Genomic DNA, 16313 nt, shown 5'->3' with positions numbered 1-16313 from the left:
TTACTGGTTGTGGTTCCGACCCCGGATGTTGTGCCAGCGGTGTCTTGCGCTTCGCCATGCCGGACATTAGTCCGAACATAAAAAAGCCCCCGACAGCACAGGGCTGATCGAGGGTGGCGCGTCGCAACGCGAGCTGACGTATTCGACTCAGTGTGTCAGGCTCAACGCTGGACGCGCCGGCCGATTACGAGCAACTCGTTTCGATTCACGCGCACGACGTTAAGCGGGTGTGAACCGAAGAGTCAAACAGATGACCCCGTGTGTCCCATTATGTGGGACAGTGCGGTTGCTTGTGTCCGTTCATCAGGATGCGAGGATGGTGGTGTGTCATCACCGCATCAGTCCGTGCCACCGTCTGAATCGTCCCACACGCCCGCGGCGACAACCGATACGGGTGGCGTCTCGCAGGCCCGTGTGATCCGCATCCCACGGCTGGCCTTCCTGGGCGTGTTCATCCTGCTGATGTGCGTGTTCTTCCCCTTCGTCGGCTGGCCCGCCGGACTGTGGTGGCTGCTGCTCATCCCCGTCGCGGTGCTGGCGTGGGTGCTGCGGACGCAGACCACCGTCTCGGACGCGGGGCTGGACCTGCGGACGCTGTTCGGCTCGCGCCACCTGGACTGGGCGCAGCTGAAGGGTGTGCGCATCCCGAAGCGTGGATACGTGCGGGCCGACCTCACCGATGGCACCGAGGTGAAATTGCCCGCGGTGAGCTACGACCGGCTGCGCGATCTGGCGGCGTTCTCCGGCGGACGGATTCCGGACCCGTTCGCCGCGCCCGGGGAAGCCGCGACCGAAGAGTCCCCCGCCGGACCCGCGGACGGGAGTGACCGACCCTCGAACGCCAAAGGCGACCCGGCGACCAACGGGTTGGCGAAGTCCGGCGAGAACGCCGACGAAGACACGCCACGCGACAGCGCGACCTAGCAGTCGGCAATCCGGCGGCCATCGGGGACGCAAGTACGGCGAGCTCCTCGGCCGCCCGGTCCGAGCGCCGGCGCGGAACATTCGCCATCGTTGGGAGGTTACGGCCGAGTGATGGGATGATTTCCCCGGAGCAGTGATCCTCCGTTCAGTCCCCACCCGACGTTCCGGTACCTCCGGCGTCACCGTCGTCGCCCGCGACACCACGCACCGGCGACACACCCGACCCGGCCGACCGCGATCGGACGCCACACCACCCGGCAGGTGGACACGCCCACCGGGAGTAACGTGGTGGACCGCCGAGCACGCTCCGCGCCCGTCGCACGTCAGCCCCCGCGACCCGAGGACCATCGAAATGCCACCGCTTCGTTCACGAACCACGACCATCGGCCGCAATGCCGCAGGCGCACGCGCACTCTGGCGCGCCACCGGCATGACCGACACCGACTTCGGCAAGCCGATCGTCGCCATCGCGAACTCCTACACGCAGTTCGTTCCCGGCCACGTGCACCTGAAGAACGTCGGCGACATCGTGGCCGACGCGGTGCGCGCCGCCGGTGGCGTGCCGCGCGAATTCCACACCATCGCCGTCGACGACGGCATCGCCATGGGCCACGGCGGCATGCTCTACTCGCTGCCCTCGCGCGAGATCATCGCCGACTCGGTGGAGTACATGGTGAACGCGCACACCGCCGACGCGCTGGTGTGCATCTCCAACTGCGACAAGATCACCCCGGGCATGCTCAATGCGGCCATGCGGCTGAACATTCCGACGGTGTTCGTCTCCGGCGGGCCGATGGAGGCGGGCAAGGCCGTGGTCGTCGGCGGGGTCGCCCAAGCGCCGACCGACCTGATCACCGCCATCTCCGCGAGCGCGAATCAGGCGGTGTCGGAAGAGGGTTTGTCCGAGGTCGAGCGGTCGGCGTGCCCGACCTGCGGTTCCTGCTCGGGCATGTTCACCGCGAATTCGATGAACTGCCTCACCGAGGCGCTGGGTCTCGCGCTGCCGGGCAACGGCTCCACCCTCGCGACGCACGCCGCGCGGCGGGCGCTGTTCGAGCGTGCGGGCACCGTGGTGGTGGACATCGCCAACCGCTGGTACCGCGAGGACGACGCGTCGGTGCTGCCGCGCAACGTCGCCGACGCCAAGGCTTTCCGCAACGCGATGGCGCTGGACGTGGCGATGGGCGGTTCGACCAACACCGTGCTGCACACGCTGGCCGCCGCGCAGGAAGGCGAGATCGACTTCGATCTGCACACCATCGAGGAGATCAGCCGCCGGGTGCCGACGCTGTCGAAGGTGTCGCCCAACTCCGACTACCACATGGAGGACGTGCACCGCGCGGGCGGCATCCCCGCGATCCTCGGTGAGTTGCGCCGGGCCGGTCTGCTGGAGACCGACGTCACCACGGTGCACAGCGCCGGCTTCGACGAGTGGCTCGACACCTGGGACATCCGCTCCGGCAAGGCGTCTCAGGAAGCCATCGAACTCTTCCACGCCGCCCCGGGCGGTGTGCGCACCACCGAGCCGTTCTCCACCGACAACCGCTGGTCGTCGCTGGACACCGACGCGGAAGGCGGCTGCATCCGCGACCTCGAGCACGCCTACACCAAGGAAGGCGGCCTGGTCGTGCTGCGCGGCAACATCGCGCCCGACGGCGCGGTGCTCAAGACCGCGGGCATCGATGAGGAGCTGTTCTCCTTCCAGGGCCCGGCCGTGGTGGTGGAGTCGCAGGAGGAGGCCGTGTCGGTCATCCTCGGCAAGAAGATCAAACCGGGCGACGTCATCGTGGTCCGTTACGAAGGGCCCGCGGGCGGCCCCGGCATGCAGGAGATGCTGCACCCCACCGCCTTCCTGAAGGGCTCGGGGCTCGGCAAGGAATGCGCGCTGATCACCGACGGCCGCTTCTCCGGGGGCACCTCGGGCCTGTCGATCGGGCACATCTCCCCCGAGGCGGCCAGCGGCGGTGTCATCGGCCTGGTCGAGAACGGCGACCAGATCCGGATCGACGTGACCAGCCGGACGCTCGAGGTGCTCGTCGACGACGCCGTGCTCGCCGAGCGCCGCGCGAAGATGGAGGCCTCCGAACGGCCGTGGCAGCCGGTCAACCGGGATCGTCCGGTGACGACCGCGCTGCGGGCGTACGCGGCCATGGCGACCTCGGCCGACAAGGGCGCGGTCCGGCACGTGCCCTAGACGGTAGCGAACGACGAAGGCCCCTTCCTCCCGGCCGGGAGGAAGGGGCCTTCGGTTCGTCTGGGTTCAGTCGAAGGGGCCGATGCCCGTCAGCGGGTTACCGCCGTGCAGGTACCAGTACGCGCCGGCCGCGGCTGCCACCGCCAGCAGCAGGATCACGAACGAGCCCGCCGCGGGACGGATGGCCCAGCCGCGGCTGCGGTCGAAGGACAGGCGACCGGGGCCGGTGAGGATGATAGCGGCCGAGACGCCCGCCAGGACGCTTTCGAATTCCACCGCTCCCGGCCCGGCCTTGTATTGGAAGCCGGGGGCCATGCCCTGCTTCCAGGCCCATGCGTCCAGGATGACCGCGAGCACCGCACCGGCCGCCAACGGCGTGAACAGACCGAGGATCAGCAGCGCGCCGCCGCCGACCTCGCCCGCGGTGACCAGGATGGCGGACACGCTCGGGTGGTCCCAGCCGCCGCGCTCCATCATGTCGCGGGTGCCGTCCAGGCCGGGGCCGTGGAACCAGCCGGTCAGCTTCTGCAGGCCGTGGTAGAGGAAGGTGGCGCCGACCACCAAGCGCAGCAGCAGCAGACCGAGATCGAGCGTGCCGCGGCGGACCTCGCCATTGCGGCGGCGCAGGCGCGCGGTCTCGCTCGGCGGGGTCGGGGCGGGCGGGATGCTGGCGTAGTCGTAGGTGGGCGCCGCCGTCGCACCCGCAGGGGGCTTGCTGGCGCCGGTGGCCGGAACGTCCGGATCGAGCCCCAGTTCTTCCTCGGTGCGCGGGACGTCCTTCGACAGTTGCGGCCGCTGGGCCGGATCGACCCGCTCGAACTGCTCGGTCGGCGAGTCGTACGGGCTGGTCACTCCCCGGCCGGTGGACGACACCGCCACCTGCTCGGCCGTGGTGGGAGTAGCGTCCCCGGCCTTGGCTTCGGGCGTGTCTTTCGGCTTGTCGGTCACGGCCAATACCCTATGCCGCACCGCACCGGCGCGGGCAAGTACGGCGCGGCGTGTCAGTGCGCGCGACACCCCCACCCGGAAGGGCGCGGGCGACGGAATTTCCGTAACGTCTGGTCTATGAGTTTGGTTGTCGTGGGCCGCGTCGCGGCGAGCCTGGCGCTCGGCTCCGTCCTGCTGGCCGGATGCGCCCGGTTCGACGATTCGGCGTCCAGTCCGTTCACCCCGGAACCGACCCTGCACGGAGCCAACATCGACCCGAAGAAACCCAGCCAGCCGCCCACCTCGACCACCAGGCCGAGCGGCCCGTGCATCGATCCCGACCCGGCGGTGGTGGCCACCTGCCTGGACACCACCGGCGGCCTGGTGACGCTCCCCGACGGGGCGCTGGTCGCCGAGCGCAGAACCGGACGCATCCTGAAGGTCGTGCCCGACCAGCCGCCGTTCGAGATCGCCAGGCTGGAGGTGGACGGCTCCGGCGACGGCGGCCTCAGCGACATCGCGCTGTCGCCCACCTACAACGAAGACGGCCTGATGTACGCGTACATCACCACCGGCAGCGACAACCGGGTGGTCCGCATCGCCCAGGGCGGCTCGCCGAAGGACGTGCTCACCGGAATTCCCAAGGGCGCCAGCGGAAACCACGGCGCGATCGAATTCGCCTCGCCCGACCAGATGCTCGTGCTGACCGGCGACGCGGGCAACCCCGGAGCGGCCGCATCGGCGGGCTCGCTGGCCGGCAAACTGCTGCGCGTGAACTCGCCGGTGCCCGGCCGCACGCCCGCGCCGGAGATCGCCGTCTCCGGCATCGGGACCGCCGGGGACGTGTGCCGGGACGGCAAGGACAGCATCTGGATCACCGACCGCACCGCCGCGGAGGACCGGCTGCAGCGGCTCGGCGGCGACGGCGCGCTCACCACCGCGTGGACCTGGCCGGACCGGCCCGGCGTCGCCGGGTGCGCCGCCGCCACGGACGGTGTCGCGATCTCCCTGACCCGTGCGAAGGCCCTCGCCATCGCCGCCGCCGACCCGGCCACCCACGCGGTCACCGCGGCGCCGACGCTCACGGCGCAGGACAAGTACGGGCAACTCGGCGGCGCGGCGGTCGGCGCGGACGGCACCATCTGGGTGACCACGGTGAACAAGACCGACGGCCAGCCCGGACCGTTCGACGACCGGGTGGTCCGCATCCCGCCGCCGCAGGCCGGAGGCGGCGGCCCGGACTGAATCATTTGGCCGCGACTTCGTCGCGGCGTGTTCGCGGCCCCCTTATGGCTCGCGCCCGAGCGACCGCCGCTAGCGACTGCGTCGCGGACGCGGCGGCCACTCGGACGCGAGCCGGGCCGCGAACGGCGGATGCTCGGTCTCGCTTCGCTCGAAACCTGTGGTCGAGGTGCGCTGGGCGCGTCTGACGGTGAGTGCGCGACCTGAGGGTTCGGCTTTACAGCGTGGGCGGCTGCGGGCTTTTGCGCGCACACCACAGCCGCTCGAATCCCGGCCGATCCGGACTTGCTCGAGGCAGGCGACCTGCGATGCGGTGTTCGGCAGCGGTTGCGGACAGCCCCTCCCCAGTGGAAGCCGCGGTGGTGCTGGTCATGGCTCCTGCGCGGTGTCAGGCGTTCGAGCAGGAGCAACGGCTTGCGGGCCGTTCTCGGGCATCGCGCGGACTGACCAAACCGCGACGCACGGCCTGGTTTCGCGCGCGACGGGCCGACGAGTTTGCTGGAGTAGTCGCCGCTTGCCGTTTCGAAACGGCAGGCGCCGGGTCAGGCCCTCGGCGGTACATGGCCAGGCCGGTCAGCGGGGCGGTGGGCTCGCCAGAAGAGGTTCGCCAGCGCGCACCGCGACGCGGTTGTCGACTCGACAGCGGGTTGCTTTCAGGAGTTGTCCGCGTTTTGCGCCGGGACGCCGATCACGCCGAGGAAGGCGGTGGCCGCGGGGGTGCGGCTGCGGCTCCAGATGACGTATTCGACGCGGGCCGGGGCGTCGGTGACCTCGACGGTGATCACGCCCTCCAGGTGCGGCACGTAGGCGGAGGGGAGCATGGCGACGGCGAGGCCGGGGCGGACCAGTCGGGCGATGTAGTCCGCGCTGGTCACTTCGAAGGCGACGTCGCGGTCCAGACCTGCCGCCGCGAAGGCTTGATCGGACTGGAGACGTCCTGCTGTCCCGGCCGGGAGATCCACGAACACCTCGGAAGACAGCGTGCGCAGGTCGGTCGAGCGCTCCCCGGCGAGCGGATGGTCCGGCGCGACGACGGCGACCAGCCGGTCACGGGCGAGTGCGTGCGCGACCACGCCCCGGGGGCGCGCCGTGGTCGGCAAGCCGAGGAAGGCGACGTCGATCGCTCCTTGCTCGATCTGCTCCACCAGCTCCTCGCTCGCGCCCACCCGCAGGCTGACGCGCACCTGCGGGTGACGGCGGCGGAACTCGCGCAGCGCCTCCGGGACGTCGACCGCGGCGACGGTGGGGATCAGGCCGACGGCGAGCCGCCCGCGTACCTCTCCGACCGCGGCGGCCACTTCAGCGACGGCGCGCTCGGCGGCGTCCAGGCACTGGCGAGCGGCCGGGAGGAACGCCGCACCCGCCGGTGTGAGGCGCACGCGGCGGCTGGTGCGCTCGAACAGCCGCGCGCCCAATTCCCGCTCGAGCCGGGCGATCTGGTGGCTGAGAGCGGACTGCACGACCAGGCATCGTTCGGCGGCCCGGGTGAAGCTGTTCGTCTCGGCCACCGCGACCACGTAGCGCATCTGCTGGAGCTCCATGGATCAATCGTGTATCACGATTGATCCAGTGACAAACATGTGTTGGACTCATTGATCGGCGCCGCGCGAGACTGCGAAGGTGAGAAATCCAGCAACACAGGCGGTTTCCGGCGGAGCCGCGCCACCGGGAACGCTGCCGCGCACCGTTCTGACGGCGCTCGCTCCCGCCGCATGGGGCACCACCTACGTCGTCACCACCGAACTGCTCCCACCGGGACACCCTCTGTTCGCCGGGCTGCTGCGTGCATTGCCCGCAGGGTTGATCGCGTTGGCGATCACGCGGACGCTGCCGCGCGGAGCCTGGTGGGGCAAAGCCGCGGTGCTGGGCGTGCTGAATATCGGGCTGCTCTTCCCGCTGCTGTTCCTGGCCGCCGAACGCCTACCCGGCGGGGTGGCCGCGACCTTGGCGGCGTCCCAGCCGCTCGTCGTGGCGATCCTGGCCGTGGTGGTCCTGGGCGAGAAGCCCTCCGCTTGGCGCCTCGTCTGGGGAGCGATAGGCCTTGTCGGCGTCGGGTTCATGGTGATCGGCCCGGAGGCCGCCTTCGACCTCGCCGGGGTCCTGGCGGGCCTTGCCGCCGCGGGCTCCATGGCGCTCGGCGTGACTTTGACGAAGAAGTGGGGACGGCCCGCCGAGGCCGGTCCCACCGCGTTCGCGGGCTGGCAACTCACTGCGGGTGGGCTGTTCCTACTGCCGATCACGTTCCTCGTGGAGGGTCCGCCTCCCGCCATCGACCCGCCCGCCGTCCTCGGCTACCTCTGGCTGGGTCTGGCCGGCGGCCTGCTCGCGTATGTCGTCTGGTTCCGTGGCATCGGTTCTTTGCCCGTCACCTCGGTCGCGGTTCTCGTCCTGCTCTCGCCGCTGGTCGCGGCGGTGCTCGGCGCCGTCCTGCTCGGCCAGACGCTCGGCCCGGTCCAACTCCTCGGGTTCGGGCTCGCGCTCGCCGCGATCGTCGCGGGACAGCTTCCCGCCCCCACCCGCACGTCCACTCGCGTTCCCGCACCCGAAGAGGTACTGAAATGAAGATCACCGTCGTCGGAGCCGCAGGCATGGTCGGCTCGCGCATCATCGACGAGGCCGCGCGCCGCGGCCACGAAATCGTCGCCGTTTTCCGGAAAGCGCGGCGGACGGTCCTACCGCCCACGGTGACCGCCGTCGAGGGGGACGCGACCGACCGCGTCCGAATGCGCGAACTGTTCGACGGCGCCGACGCGATCGTGGCGGCGACCCGTCCGGCCGCCGGGCAGGAACACACCGTCACGGCGACCACGGCCGCCCTGCTCGACGCGGCCGCCACCACTGGGACGCGCATCCTCGTGGTCGGAGGCGCCGCCCCGCTCCGGGTTCCGGGAGACCCCGAGCGGCTCGTGCTCGACAGTCCGGAATACGTACCGGCACACATTCGCACCATCGCCGCCGCGAGTGTCGCCCAATGGGAAACCTGCCGTGCGCATCCGGCCGACTGGGTATATCTCAGCCCGCCCGCGCTGCTCGAACCCGGACAGCGGACCGGCAACTATCGGCGCGGCACCACCACGCTGATCACCAGCGCCGATGCCACGTCGCGGATCTCGGCGGAAGACCTTGCCGTGGCCGTCCTGGACGAGCTCGAGAGTCCAGGCGAGAACGAACATTTCACCGTCGGCTACTGAGTCCGGACCCGGGCACTCGGCACCGCACGAGCGCGGCGACAGGGTAGGACGGGCGACCACTGACAAGAGGAACGATGAGATGAAGCGCGTCCTGGTGATCGCGGCCGTCCTCGCCTGCTTCGGGGCGGCCGCGCTGGTTTCCGAGGACCGGACGGCCGACCGTCCGGTCCTCGCCGCCGAGTTCGACCTACCCGCCGGATTCCAGCCGGAGGGCATCGCCATCGGGTCGCGACCGGTCGCATATCTCGGGTCGCGGGCCGATGGCTCCATCTACCGCGCCGACCTGGTGACCGGACGAGGCGACATGCTGAGCCCCGGGCGGGGGACACCGGCGCTCGGGCTCCAACTCGACCACCGCGGTCGGCTGTTCGTCGCCGGTGGCACGGGAGGCGACGCCCGCGTCGTGGACACCGGCACAGGCGCGGTGCTGGCGAGCTACCCGCTCGGCACGCCGCCGGACACGTTCGTCAACGACATGGTGCTCACACCCACGGGCGCGTGGCTCACCGACTCGCGGACGCCCGTGCTCTACCACCTGCCCATCAGCGATGGGGATGCCTTGCCCCCGCCCGGCGCGGTGGTGCGGCGTCCGCTGACGGGCGACATCCGCTACGAGCCGGGAGCGATCAACGCCAACGGGATCGTGCGCACGCCCGATGGCGCCGGACTGATCATCATGCAGTCGGTGACCGGCCGGTTGTTCCGCGTCGATCCGGCGACCGGCGCGACACGGCAGATCGACCTCGGCGCGGAGACACTGCCCAACGGTGATGGGCTGCTGCTACGCGGCAACACACTTCTGGTCGTGCAGAACCGGTCCAACGCGATCGCCGTGGTCACGCTCGACCACGCGGGAACCACGGGATCCGTCATACGACGCGTCACCGACCCGCGCTTCGACGTGCCGACGACCGTCGCCGCGTACGGGGATCGGCTGTACCTCCCGAACGCGCGCTACACCACGCCGCCGACTCCGGCCACGCCCTACAGCGCCGTCGCGGTCGACCGCCCCTAGCCGCAGGCGGCGAGGACGAGTTCGCGGACGCGTGCCGCGTCGGCCTGGCCGCGGGTCGCCTTCATGACGTCGCCGACGATCTTGCCCGCGGCCTGGACCTTGCCGGAGCGGATCTTGTCGGCGATGTCGGGGTTGGCGGCCAGCGCCTTCTCCACCTCCGCTTGCAGGGCGCCCTCGTCGCTGACCATGCCGAGGCCCTTGGCCTCGACGATCTGCGCCGGGTCGCCCTCGCCGGCCAGCACGTGGTCGACGACCTGCTTGGCCACCTTGTTGTTGATCGTCTTCGCGTCGACCAGCTTGATCACCTCGGCGACCTGCGCCGGGCTGATCGGCAGCTCCTCCAGCGTGACCTCGCGCTCCTTGGCCTTCTCGGTGAGGTAGGCGACCCACCAGGAGCGCGCCTCGTTGGCCGGGGCGCCCGCGTCGACGGTGGCGATGATCAAATCCAGCGCACCCGCGTTGACCAGGTCGCGCATCACCTCGTCGGACAGGCCCCAGTCGGACTGGATGCGCGCGCGGCGCAGCCAGGGGTACTCGGGGATGGTGTCGCGCAGCTGCTCGACCCACTCCGCGTCGGGCGCGACGGGCTCGAGGTCCGGTTCCGGGAAGTAGCGGTAGTCCTCGGCGGTCTCCTTGCGGCGGCCGGGTGACGTGGTGCCGTCGGCCTCGTGGAAGTGCCTGGTCTCCTGCACCACCGTGCCGCCGCCTGCGAGCACCGCGGCCTGCCTGCGCATCTCGTAGCGCACCGCGACCTCGACGCTGCGCAGCGAGTTGACGTTCTTGGTCTCCGTGCGGGTGCCGAATTCCGTTGCGCCGACCGGCATCAGCGAGACGTTCGCGTCGCAGCGCAGCGAGCCCTGCTCCATCTTCACGTCGGACACGCCGAGCGACTTCAGCAGATCCCGCAGCGCCGTCACGTAAGCCCGTGCCACTTCGGGGGCGCGTTCGCCCGCGCCGGTGATCGGCTTGGTGACGATCTCGATCAGCGGCACGCCCGCCCGGTTGTAGTCGAGCAGGGAGTGGCTCGCGCCGTGGATACGGCCGGTCGCGCCGCCGATGTGCACCGACTTGCCGGTGTCCTCCTCCATGTGCGCGCGCTCGATATCGACGCGGAAGACGCTGCCGTCGTCGAGCACCACGTCCAGGTGCCCGTTCGTGGCTATCGGCTCGTCGTACTGGCTGATCTGGTAGTTCTTCGGCTGATCGGGGTAGAAGTAGTTCTTGCGCGCGAACCGGCCCCACGGCGTGATCGAGCAGTTCAGCGCCAGGCCGATCCGGATGGCCGACTCGACGGCCTTCTGGTTGACCACCGGGAGCGAACCGGGCAGACCGAGGCACACCGGGCACACCTGGGTGTTCGGCTCCGCGCCGAACTCGGTCGGGCAACCGCAGAACATCTTCGTCGCGGTGTTCAGCTCGACGTGGACCTCCATGCCGAGCACCGGCTCGAACCGGGCGATGACATCCGAGTAATCCATCAGGTCGACCGTGGGTGCGCTCATGGCCATCAGTTTAGGTAAACGCTCCCGTCGCAGCGCAGCGGCTCTCGCGTGCCGCTACTTCACCGGGACCCGCTGCCGCAGCCAGCCGGTGACGTAGTCGAGCACCTCGGGAGAGATGGTGGTCTCGATGGCGCCGTACTCGCCGGGGCGGCCGGTCTCGGTGGGCTGCATCAGGTGATTGAGGCCAGGGAAGACGTGCACGGTCGCGTCGGGGTCGGCGGCGAGGTGCTCGCGCATCGGCTGCTCGCTCTGCGCCGGGGGCACCTGGAGATCCTTGCCGCCGAAGAAGGCGAGCACCGGAACGCGCAGCGCGGACAGGGCGGGCGCCGGGTCGTAGGCGACCAGGGCGGCGAAATACGGCGTGATCTGCGCGGCGGCCTGCTCGTCCGGCACACGCTGGTCGGCGGGCAGGGCCTGGTTCTGCCGGACGGCCAGTTGTCGCGCGCCGTCGAGGTCACCCGCCTTCAGCAGGGCGGCCAGTTCGGCGGTGTCGCGGACGCGGGTCTCCACCTGGTCGGCGGGTGTGCCGTTCGCGGTGGCGAGCAAGCGGGTCTGTTCGACGAGCACATCCGCGCCGGGGGCGCCGGGTCCGGCCATGAGGATGGCGAACGCGACGCCGCTGTCGGGGCGCGCGGCGACCAGCGGCGCGAGGTAGCCGCCCTCGCTGTGGCCGAACAGCCCGACCCGCGCCGGGTCGATGTCGGAGCGGGCGCGCAGGAACCGAACGCCCGCGGCGGCGTCATCGGCCAGATCGATGTAGTTCGCGTCGTCCAGCTTGCCGCCGGTGCCGCCCACGCCGCGGTCGTCGGTGCGCAGCACGGCATAGCCCGCGCGAGTGAAGGTGTCGGCCAGCAGCAGGAACGGCTTGTGGCCCATGAGTTCCTCGTCGCGGTTCTGCGCGCCGCTTCCGGTGATCATGAGGATGGCCGGGAACGGGCCCGTGCCCTGCGGTTCGGTCAACGTGCCCGCGATGGTGATGCCGCCGCTGCTGTAGGTGACGTTCTCGGTCTTGTACGGGAACGGCGGCTTCGGTTCCTGCGGATGGGCGGGCGCCACGACCTCGCCCCGGCTCAGCGCCAAGGGGAATTTCTGGCCGGACTGGGTGAAATCACCGGTGATCCGGTCGGTTCCCGACTCGTACTTGCCATGGAACACCGGCTCGCCCGGGATGTCGGGGATCGCGAAGGACACGCCGTCGCGGTCGGAGCTGACGTCCTTCAAACGCACGCCGCTCATGCCCTGCGAAGGGATGTCGATCGTGGCGGTGCCGTCGTCGTGGAAGCTCACGCCGACCTGCACCGGCTGTCCGGGAACCTCGATCGCTCCGTGCCAGTCACCGGTGGTGGGCTCGGGCGGATTCGACTCCGAACACCCGGCCACCAGTGCCGCGATCACCAACAGTGCCGACGCGATCAGTCGCCCGCTGCGCATGCGACTCACAGTACCGACGACGCGGGGCCGGTCGCGCCTATTCGCCGCGCGCGTACCGCACCGCCGCGCCTAGCCGAAGAACGCCTCCGCCTCGCGGTAGCGCTCCGTCGGCACCCGCTTGAGCTGCTTGGTGGCCTCCGAGAGCGGGACCAGGTCGATGGTGGTGCCGTGCAACGCGACCATCTGGCCGAACTTGCCCGCGTGCACCGCCTCGGCGGCGTGCAGGCCGAAGCGGGTGGCCAGCACCCGGTCGTAGGGCGTCGGGCTGCCGCCGCGCTGCACGTGACCGAGCACGGTGGTGCGGACCTCCTTGCCGATGCGCCGCTCGATCTCCACGCCGAGCTGCTGGGCGACGCCGGTGAAACGCTCGTGGCCGAACTCGTCGATACCGCCCTCGCGCAAGGTGAATCCGGAGTCCGGCGCCGGATGCGACCCCTCGGCGACCACGCAGATGAAGTGCTTGTCGCCGCGCTGGAAACGCCGCTTGATCATCGCGCACACCTCGTCCACCTCGAACGGGACCTCGGGCACCAGCGTCAGGTGCGCGCCCGCCGCCATGCCCGCGCTGATCGCGATCCAGCCCGCGTGGCGGCCCATCACCTCGATGAGCATGACGCGCTGGTGCGACTCGGCGGTGGTGTGCAGCCGGTCGATCGCCTCGGTGGCGATGCTCAGGGCGGTGTCGTGGCCGAAGGTGACGTCGGTGCAATCGATGTCGTTGTCGATGGTCTTCGGCACGCCGACCACCGGAACGCCTTCATCGGACAACCAGCTCGCGGCGGTGAGCGTGCCCTCGCCGCCGATCGGGATCAGCGCCTCGATGCCGTTGTCGTCCAGGGTCTGCTTGATCCGGCCGAGCCCGGCGCGCAGCACGTCGGGGTTGGTGCGGGCGGTGCCGAGAATGGTGCCGCCCTTGGTGAGGATCCTGTCGGTGCGGTCGTCGTTGCGGATCTGGATCTTCCGGTCCTCCAATAGGCCCCGCCAACCGTCCTCGAAGCCGACGATCGCGTCTCCATAGCGGCCGTTCGCGGTGCGAACGACGGCGCGGATGACCGCGTTCAGTCCTGGGCAGTCTCCGCCTCCGGTCAGAACTCCGATGCGCATGGCCGCTATCTTGCCCCTCATGTCCGATCTCGGCAGCCCCGCCCCCGTGAACGGCGCGTAACACTGACCTGGACAGATGACCTCACGAGGCCGCGCAGTGCCCCCCGGCCAGCTCGTCGAGATGCTGGGAGACGACCGTGGCGAGTTTGTCCAGGACGTTCATGCCGTCGCTGAACGATCCCGACTCCGGCTGCACCGCGATCGCGATCGCGATCTGCCCCGAAGGCACGTTCACGACCCCGAACTGCCGCACCAGATAGTTGCCCGAGACGTCCGGCCCCCATCCGCCTTTGAACTCGGCGCCGCTGAACTCGCCGAGACCCCACCGCTGGCTGGCGATCACCTGTTCCATCAGCGAGGTGACGCGCTCGGCTTGGGGCAGGCATGGCAAACGCGAGGCGAACCGCACCTGATCGGTCAGCGACCACTCCGCCTGACCGAAGGCCGAGTGCTCGGAGCGCGTGCGGGTGGCAGGCACGACGGTCTTGTTGTCGCCGCCTTCGCGCAGCACCGCCTGCACGGCCTGCGCCGCCTCCTGCGGTGTGCCCAGCGACTGCCACAGCGCGTCGGCGGCGGCGTTGTCGGATTGGGTGATCGCCGCCGAAGCGGCGTAGTTCGAGCTGCTCGGACTGCGGCGCAGCGCGGCGATGGTCAGCGGCACCTTCATCGTCGACCAGGCCGGACCGCTCGTCCATTCCCCGAAGGTGACCGCCTGCTCGCCGCCGACCGGCATGACGGCCATGCCCAGCTTGCCGCGCACGCTCGCGGCGAGTTCGGCATAACTCGCGGCCAGAGTGCCCGGCACGATGAGGGACAGGCCCTTCTGGTCGGTGCGGGCCGCGGCCTCGGTGATGGTGGGCTCGCTCGACGAATCCTCGGCGCGGTCGGTTCCACATCCGGCTACCAGAGCCGCGGCCAGCGCCGCGCAACCCAGGACGTTTCGGACTCTGCGGAATCGATCAGTAGACATTTTCGACACATTCTTCTCGCGAAATCCGCCGGCCCACCCACCGGCGACCGCGACGGCAGGGGCGCGGCCTCGGGTCGGCTGACTCTTGTCTCCCCGCCAGGTGACGACGGCGCGGTCAACAAGCATGGACACCTCCACCTACCCGCCCGATGTCGCCGAGCGGCCGGGTTCGGAACCGGCGTTCGGCGCCGGCCTCACCCGAGAACTGCTTCTCGTTATCCCGGAGAACGTACTAGATGAATTGATCAAGCCCCAGTTCACCGAAAACCACTGACGGCCACGGCCACTGCCGAACGGATGGGCGCACGTCGCTCGCGCTCAATAGCATTCGAGTATCACCGCAGTATTTTCGGGTTCGAGCCGGCCTTCCGGCGACATCGCCGTTGTCGGTGCACGCGTTTGGCGGGCTTCACAGCCCGGGACATGCGGTCGACCGGATACACATCGCGACGCGCGGCGCAAGCCCCATCGAGGTCGAGGCCGGGGACGCCTGCCACCGCGCGGGTTCGGCGGCCACGACGGGATCGCGATCCGGCGCAACCTTCACGCAACTGACACCGCAATTCTTCAGCGACCCGAGCGGCGCATCGGGGGCCTGCGCGGCGCGGGCTTGGTCGACGTCCGTCACGACGCGCAGCGCCGCTGGTACCGGCTGCGCCCGGAACCGCTGGCCGAGATCGAGGCACGGCTCGCGCCGTACCGGCGGATGTGGGAAACCAGCCTCGATGCCCTGGAACGTCATCTCGACGCCATGCCCGACGAGGAAGGACAACCATGAGCCCGTGCCGAGCACGACTGCACACCATCGACGGCGCACCCACCCTGCGGTTTCAACGCAGGCTGGCCCATCCCCCGGAGAAAGTGTGGCGCGCGATCAGCGATCCGGACCGGATGCCGGCCTGGTTCCCCGCCGCTGTCACCACCGAACCGCGGCCCGGTGCCGCGATGCGCTTCACCTTCGCCGACGCACCGGAAACAGCCGACAGCACCTCCCACGGCGAGGTGCTCGAATTCGACCCGCCCAAGGTCTACATGTTCCGCTGGAACCAGGACGTGCTGCGCTTCGAGTTGGTGGCCGACGGGGACGGGACACTGCTGATCTTCACCCACCACCTCGGTGGCGGACCGCGCGCACGGCTCGGCGCCGCGCGGTCGGCGGTCGGCTGGGACCGCTGTTTGGCGGCTCTCACGGCGACACTCGACGGAGACGACGCCCGGCCGGATAACCTGGCTCGCCGATATCGAGCGCTACACAGCGGAATTCAAGCTCGACACAGGCACGTGCGACAAGGTCGCCGACGGCTACATTCTGCGGTTCGAGCGCGACCTGGTGTGGCAGCCGCCGGACCGGCTGTGGTCGCTGCTCACCGAGGAGCAGGCTCCCACCGTCGGCGGCCCCGCCCCCGTCCGGTCGGCAAACGCGCACGTCGATGCGGCCGAGCTCGTCGGCGTCGAGCCGCCCCGACGGCTGGAGTACCGGTGGCGGCACGACGGCGCGGTGGAGGGCACCGTGCGCTGGTCCTTCGAAGCCGATCCCGACCTCGGCGTGCGGGTGGAGCTCACCCAAACCCTGCCCGACAGGCTCGCTCGACTCCGGCCCGAACTGCTGGCCGCCTGGCACGTCCAGCTGGAATTGTTCTTCGCCGCCACCCGGGGCGACATCCGGTGCCCGTGGCCCGCCGCTCGCGTCGCCGCGCTCACCGAACGGTACGCGGCGGATCTCGGCGAATGAGCGCGCGGCCCAAACCACCCCACCGCGGCGTCGGAACTGCTTACGATCCCGTAGCTACATCGGAAACATGCACCTCACCGG

General features: G+C 70.2%; 15 protein-coding genes and 1 pseudogene. 10 read left to right on the top strand and 6 right to left on the bottom strand.

Going from position 1 to position 16313, the window contains the following annotated elements; all coding sequences use genetic code 11:
* Positions 1 to 414 precede the first annotated feature (414 nt).
* A complete protein-coding gene (locus U3653_RS11695; protein ID WP_323124197.1) occupies positions 415 to 924 on the top strand; it encodes a PH domain-containing protein in 510 nt (169 codons plus the stop codon).
* Between the two features lie 352 nt (positions 925 to 1276).
* Positions 1277 to 3118, top strand: coding sequence for a dihydroxy-acid dehydratase (ilvD, locus tag U3653_RS11690; RefSeq protein ID WP_195078633.1), 1842 nt, complete (start codon positions 1277 to 1279; stop codon positions 3116 to 3118).
* Positions 3119 to 3184: 66 nt separating this feature from the next.
* Here ilvD and U3653_RS11685 read toward each other — a convergent pair whose 3' ends face one another.
* Positions 3185 to 4066: a DoxX family protein gene (locus U3653_RS11685; protein ID WP_195078632.1), complete on the bottom strand. Its 882-nt coding sequence runs from the start codon at positions 4064 to 4066 to the stop codon at positions 3185 to 3187.
* Between the two features lie 117 nt (positions 4067 to 4183).
* On the opposite strand from U3653_RS11685, the gene U3653_RS11680 reads away from it, so the two are divergent.
* Positions 4184 to 5290 (top strand): PQQ-dependent sugar dehydrogenase, encoded by a 1107-nt coding sequence (locus tag U3653_RS11680; RefSeq protein WP_195078631.1) that lies wholly within the window; start codon positions 4184 to 4186, stop codon positions 5288 to 5290.
* A 650-nt stretch (positions 5291 to 5940) separates the two neighbouring features.
* Here the strand turns inward: U3653_RS11680 and U3653_RS11675 are convergent.
* Complete coding sequence (locus tag U3653_RS11675; RefSeq protein ID WP_195078630.1) at positions 5941 to 6828, bottom strand: LysR family transcriptional regulator; 888 nt, start codon at positions 6826 to 6828, stop codon at positions 5941 to 5943.
* Between the two features lie 79 nt (positions 6829 to 6907).
* On the opposite strand from U3653_RS11675, the gene U3653_RS11670 reads away from it, so the two are divergent.
* The 3 genes from U3653_RS11670 (at position 6908) to U3653_RS11660 (ending at position 9493) form a co-directional block, all read left to right on the top strand.
* Complete coding sequence (locus U3653_RS11670; protein WP_195078629.1) at positions 6908 to 7849, top strand: EamA family transporter; 942 nt, start codon at positions 6908 to 6910, stop codon at positions 7847 to 7849.
* The gene (locus U3653_RS11665; RefSeq protein WP_195078628.1) at positions 7846 to 8478 is read left to right on the top strand and encodes an NAD(P)-dependent oxidoreductase; all 633 of its coding nucleotides are present in this window, start codon (positions 7846 to 7848) and stop codon (positions 8476 to 8478) included. The genes U3653_RS11670 and U3653_RS11665 overlap by 4 nt, the downstream gene beginning before the upstream one ends.
* Before the next feature lie 79 nt (positions 8479 to 8557).
* Positions 8558 to 9493, top strand: coding sequence for an SMP-30/gluconolactonase/LRE family protein (locus U3653_RS11660; RefSeq protein WP_195078627.1), 936 nt, complete (start codon positions 8558 to 8560; stop codon positions 9491 to 9493).
* Here the strand turns inward: U3653_RS11660 and gatB are convergent.
* The 4 genes from gatB to U3653_RS11640 form a co-directional block, all read right to left on the bottom strand.
* Positions 9490 to 10995 (bottom strand): Asp-tRNA(Asn)/Glu-tRNA(Gln) amidotransferase subunit GatB, encoded by a 1506-nt coding sequence (gene gatB, locus U3653_RS11655; RefSeq protein WP_323124196.1) that lies wholly within the window; start codon positions 10993 to 10995, stop codon positions 9490 to 9492. The genes U3653_RS11660 and gatB overlap by 4 nt on opposite strands.
* Positions 10996 to 11049: 54 nt before the next feature.
* On the bottom strand, positions 11050 to 12426 hold the full coding sequence (locus tag U3653_RS11650) for an alpha/beta hydrolase family protein (protein WP_195078625.1): 1377 nt from the start codon (positions 12424 to 12426) through the stop codon (positions 11050 to 11052).
* 69 nt (positions 12427 to 12495) lie between these two features.
* Positions 12496 to 13530, bottom strand: coding sequence for an ATP-dependent 6-phosphofructokinase (locus tag U3653_RS11645; RefSeq protein WP_067797600.1), 1035 nt, complete (start codon positions 13528 to 13530; stop codon positions 12496 to 12498).
* A gap of 82 nt (positions 13531 to 13612) precedes the next feature.
* Positions 13613 to 14500 (bottom strand): serine hydrolase, encoded by an 888-nt coding sequence (locus tag U3653_RS11640; RefSeq protein WP_323124195.1) that lies wholly within the window; start codon positions 14498 to 14500, stop codon positions 13613 to 13615.
* Between the two features lie 124 nt (positions 14501 to 14624).
* On the opposite strand from U3653_RS11640, the gene U3653_RS11635 reads away from it, so the two are divergent.
* The 4 genes and pseudogenes from U3653_RS11635 (at position 14625) to U3653_RS11625 (ending at position 16232) form a co-directional block, all read left to right on the top strand.
* Positions 14625 to 14774, top strand: coding sequence for a hypothetical protein (locus tag U3653_RS11635; RefSeq protein ID WP_195078624.1), 150 nt, complete (start codon positions 14625 to 14627; stop codon positions 14772 to 14774).
* 336 nt (positions 14775 to 15110) lie between these two features.
* On the top strand, positions 15111 to 15278 hold the full coding sequence (locus tag U3653_RS11630; protein WP_323124194.1) for a hypothetical protein: 168 nt from the start codon (positions 15111 to 15113) through the stop codon (positions 15276 to 15278).
* Positions 15275 to 15640, top strand: a pseudogene (locus U3653_RS33240) (SRPBCC family protein); the annotation flags it as partial. The gene U3653_RS11630 and the pseudogene U3653_RS33240, both read left to right, overlap by 4 nt.
* A complete protein-coding gene (locus tag U3653_RS11625) occupies positions 15618 to 16232 on the top strand; it encodes an SRPBCC family protein (protein WP_323124193.1) in 615 nt (204 codons plus the stop codon). The pseudogene U3653_RS33240 and the gene U3653_RS11625, both read left to right, overlap by 23 nt.
* Positions 16233 to 16313 lie beyond the last annotated feature (81 nt).

It is taken from the genome of Nocardia implantans, assembly GCF_035544775.1.
Lineage (GTDB): Bacteria > Actinomycetota > Actinomycetes > Mycobacteriales > Mycobacteriaceae > Nocardia > Nocardia implantans.
The sequence above is the reverse complement of the archived record's forward strand: the minus strand, read 5'-3'. Positions and strand labels throughout refer to the sequence as shown.

Coding starts and splice junctions, on each gene's coding strand:
- gatB (WP_323124196.1), bottom strand. CDS start 10,995: ATGAGCGCACCCACGGTCGACCTGATGGATTACTCGGATGTCATCGCC.
- U3653_RS11665 (WP_195078628.1), top strand. CDS start 7,846: ATGAAGATCACCGTCGTCGGAGCCGCAGGCATGGTCGGCTCGCGCATC.
- U3653_RS11645 (WP_067797600.1), bottom strand. CDS start 13,530: ATGCGCATCGGAGTTCTGACCGGAGGCGGAGACTGCCCAGGACTGAAC.
- U3653_RS11660 (WP_195078627.1), top strand. CDS start 8,558: ATGAAGCGCGTCCTGGTGATCGCGGCCGTCCTCGCCTGCTTCGGGGCG.
- U3653_RS11650 (WP_195078625.1), bottom strand. CDS start 12,426: ATGCGCAGCGGGCGACTGATCGCGTCGGCACTGTTGGTGATCGCGGCA.
- U3653_RS11675 (WP_195078630.1), bottom strand. CDS start 6,828: ATGGAGCTCCAGCAGATGCGCTACGTGGTCGCGGTGGCCGAGACGAAC.
- U3653_RS11680 (WP_195078631.1), top strand. CDS start 4,184: ATGAGTTTGGTTGTCGTGGGCCGCGTCGCGGCGAGCCTGGCGCTCGGC.
- U3653_RS11640 (WP_323124195.1), bottom strand. CDS start 14,500: ATGTCTACTGATCGATTCCGCAGAGTCCGAAACGTCCTGGGTTGCGCG.
- U3653_RS11635 (WP_195078624.1), top strand. CDS start 14,625: ATGGACACCTCCACCTACCCGCCCGATGTCGCCGAGCGGCCGGGTTCG.
- ilvD (WP_195078633.1), top strand. CDS start 1,277: ATGCCACCGCTTCGTTCACGAACCACGACCATCGGCCGCAATGCCGCA.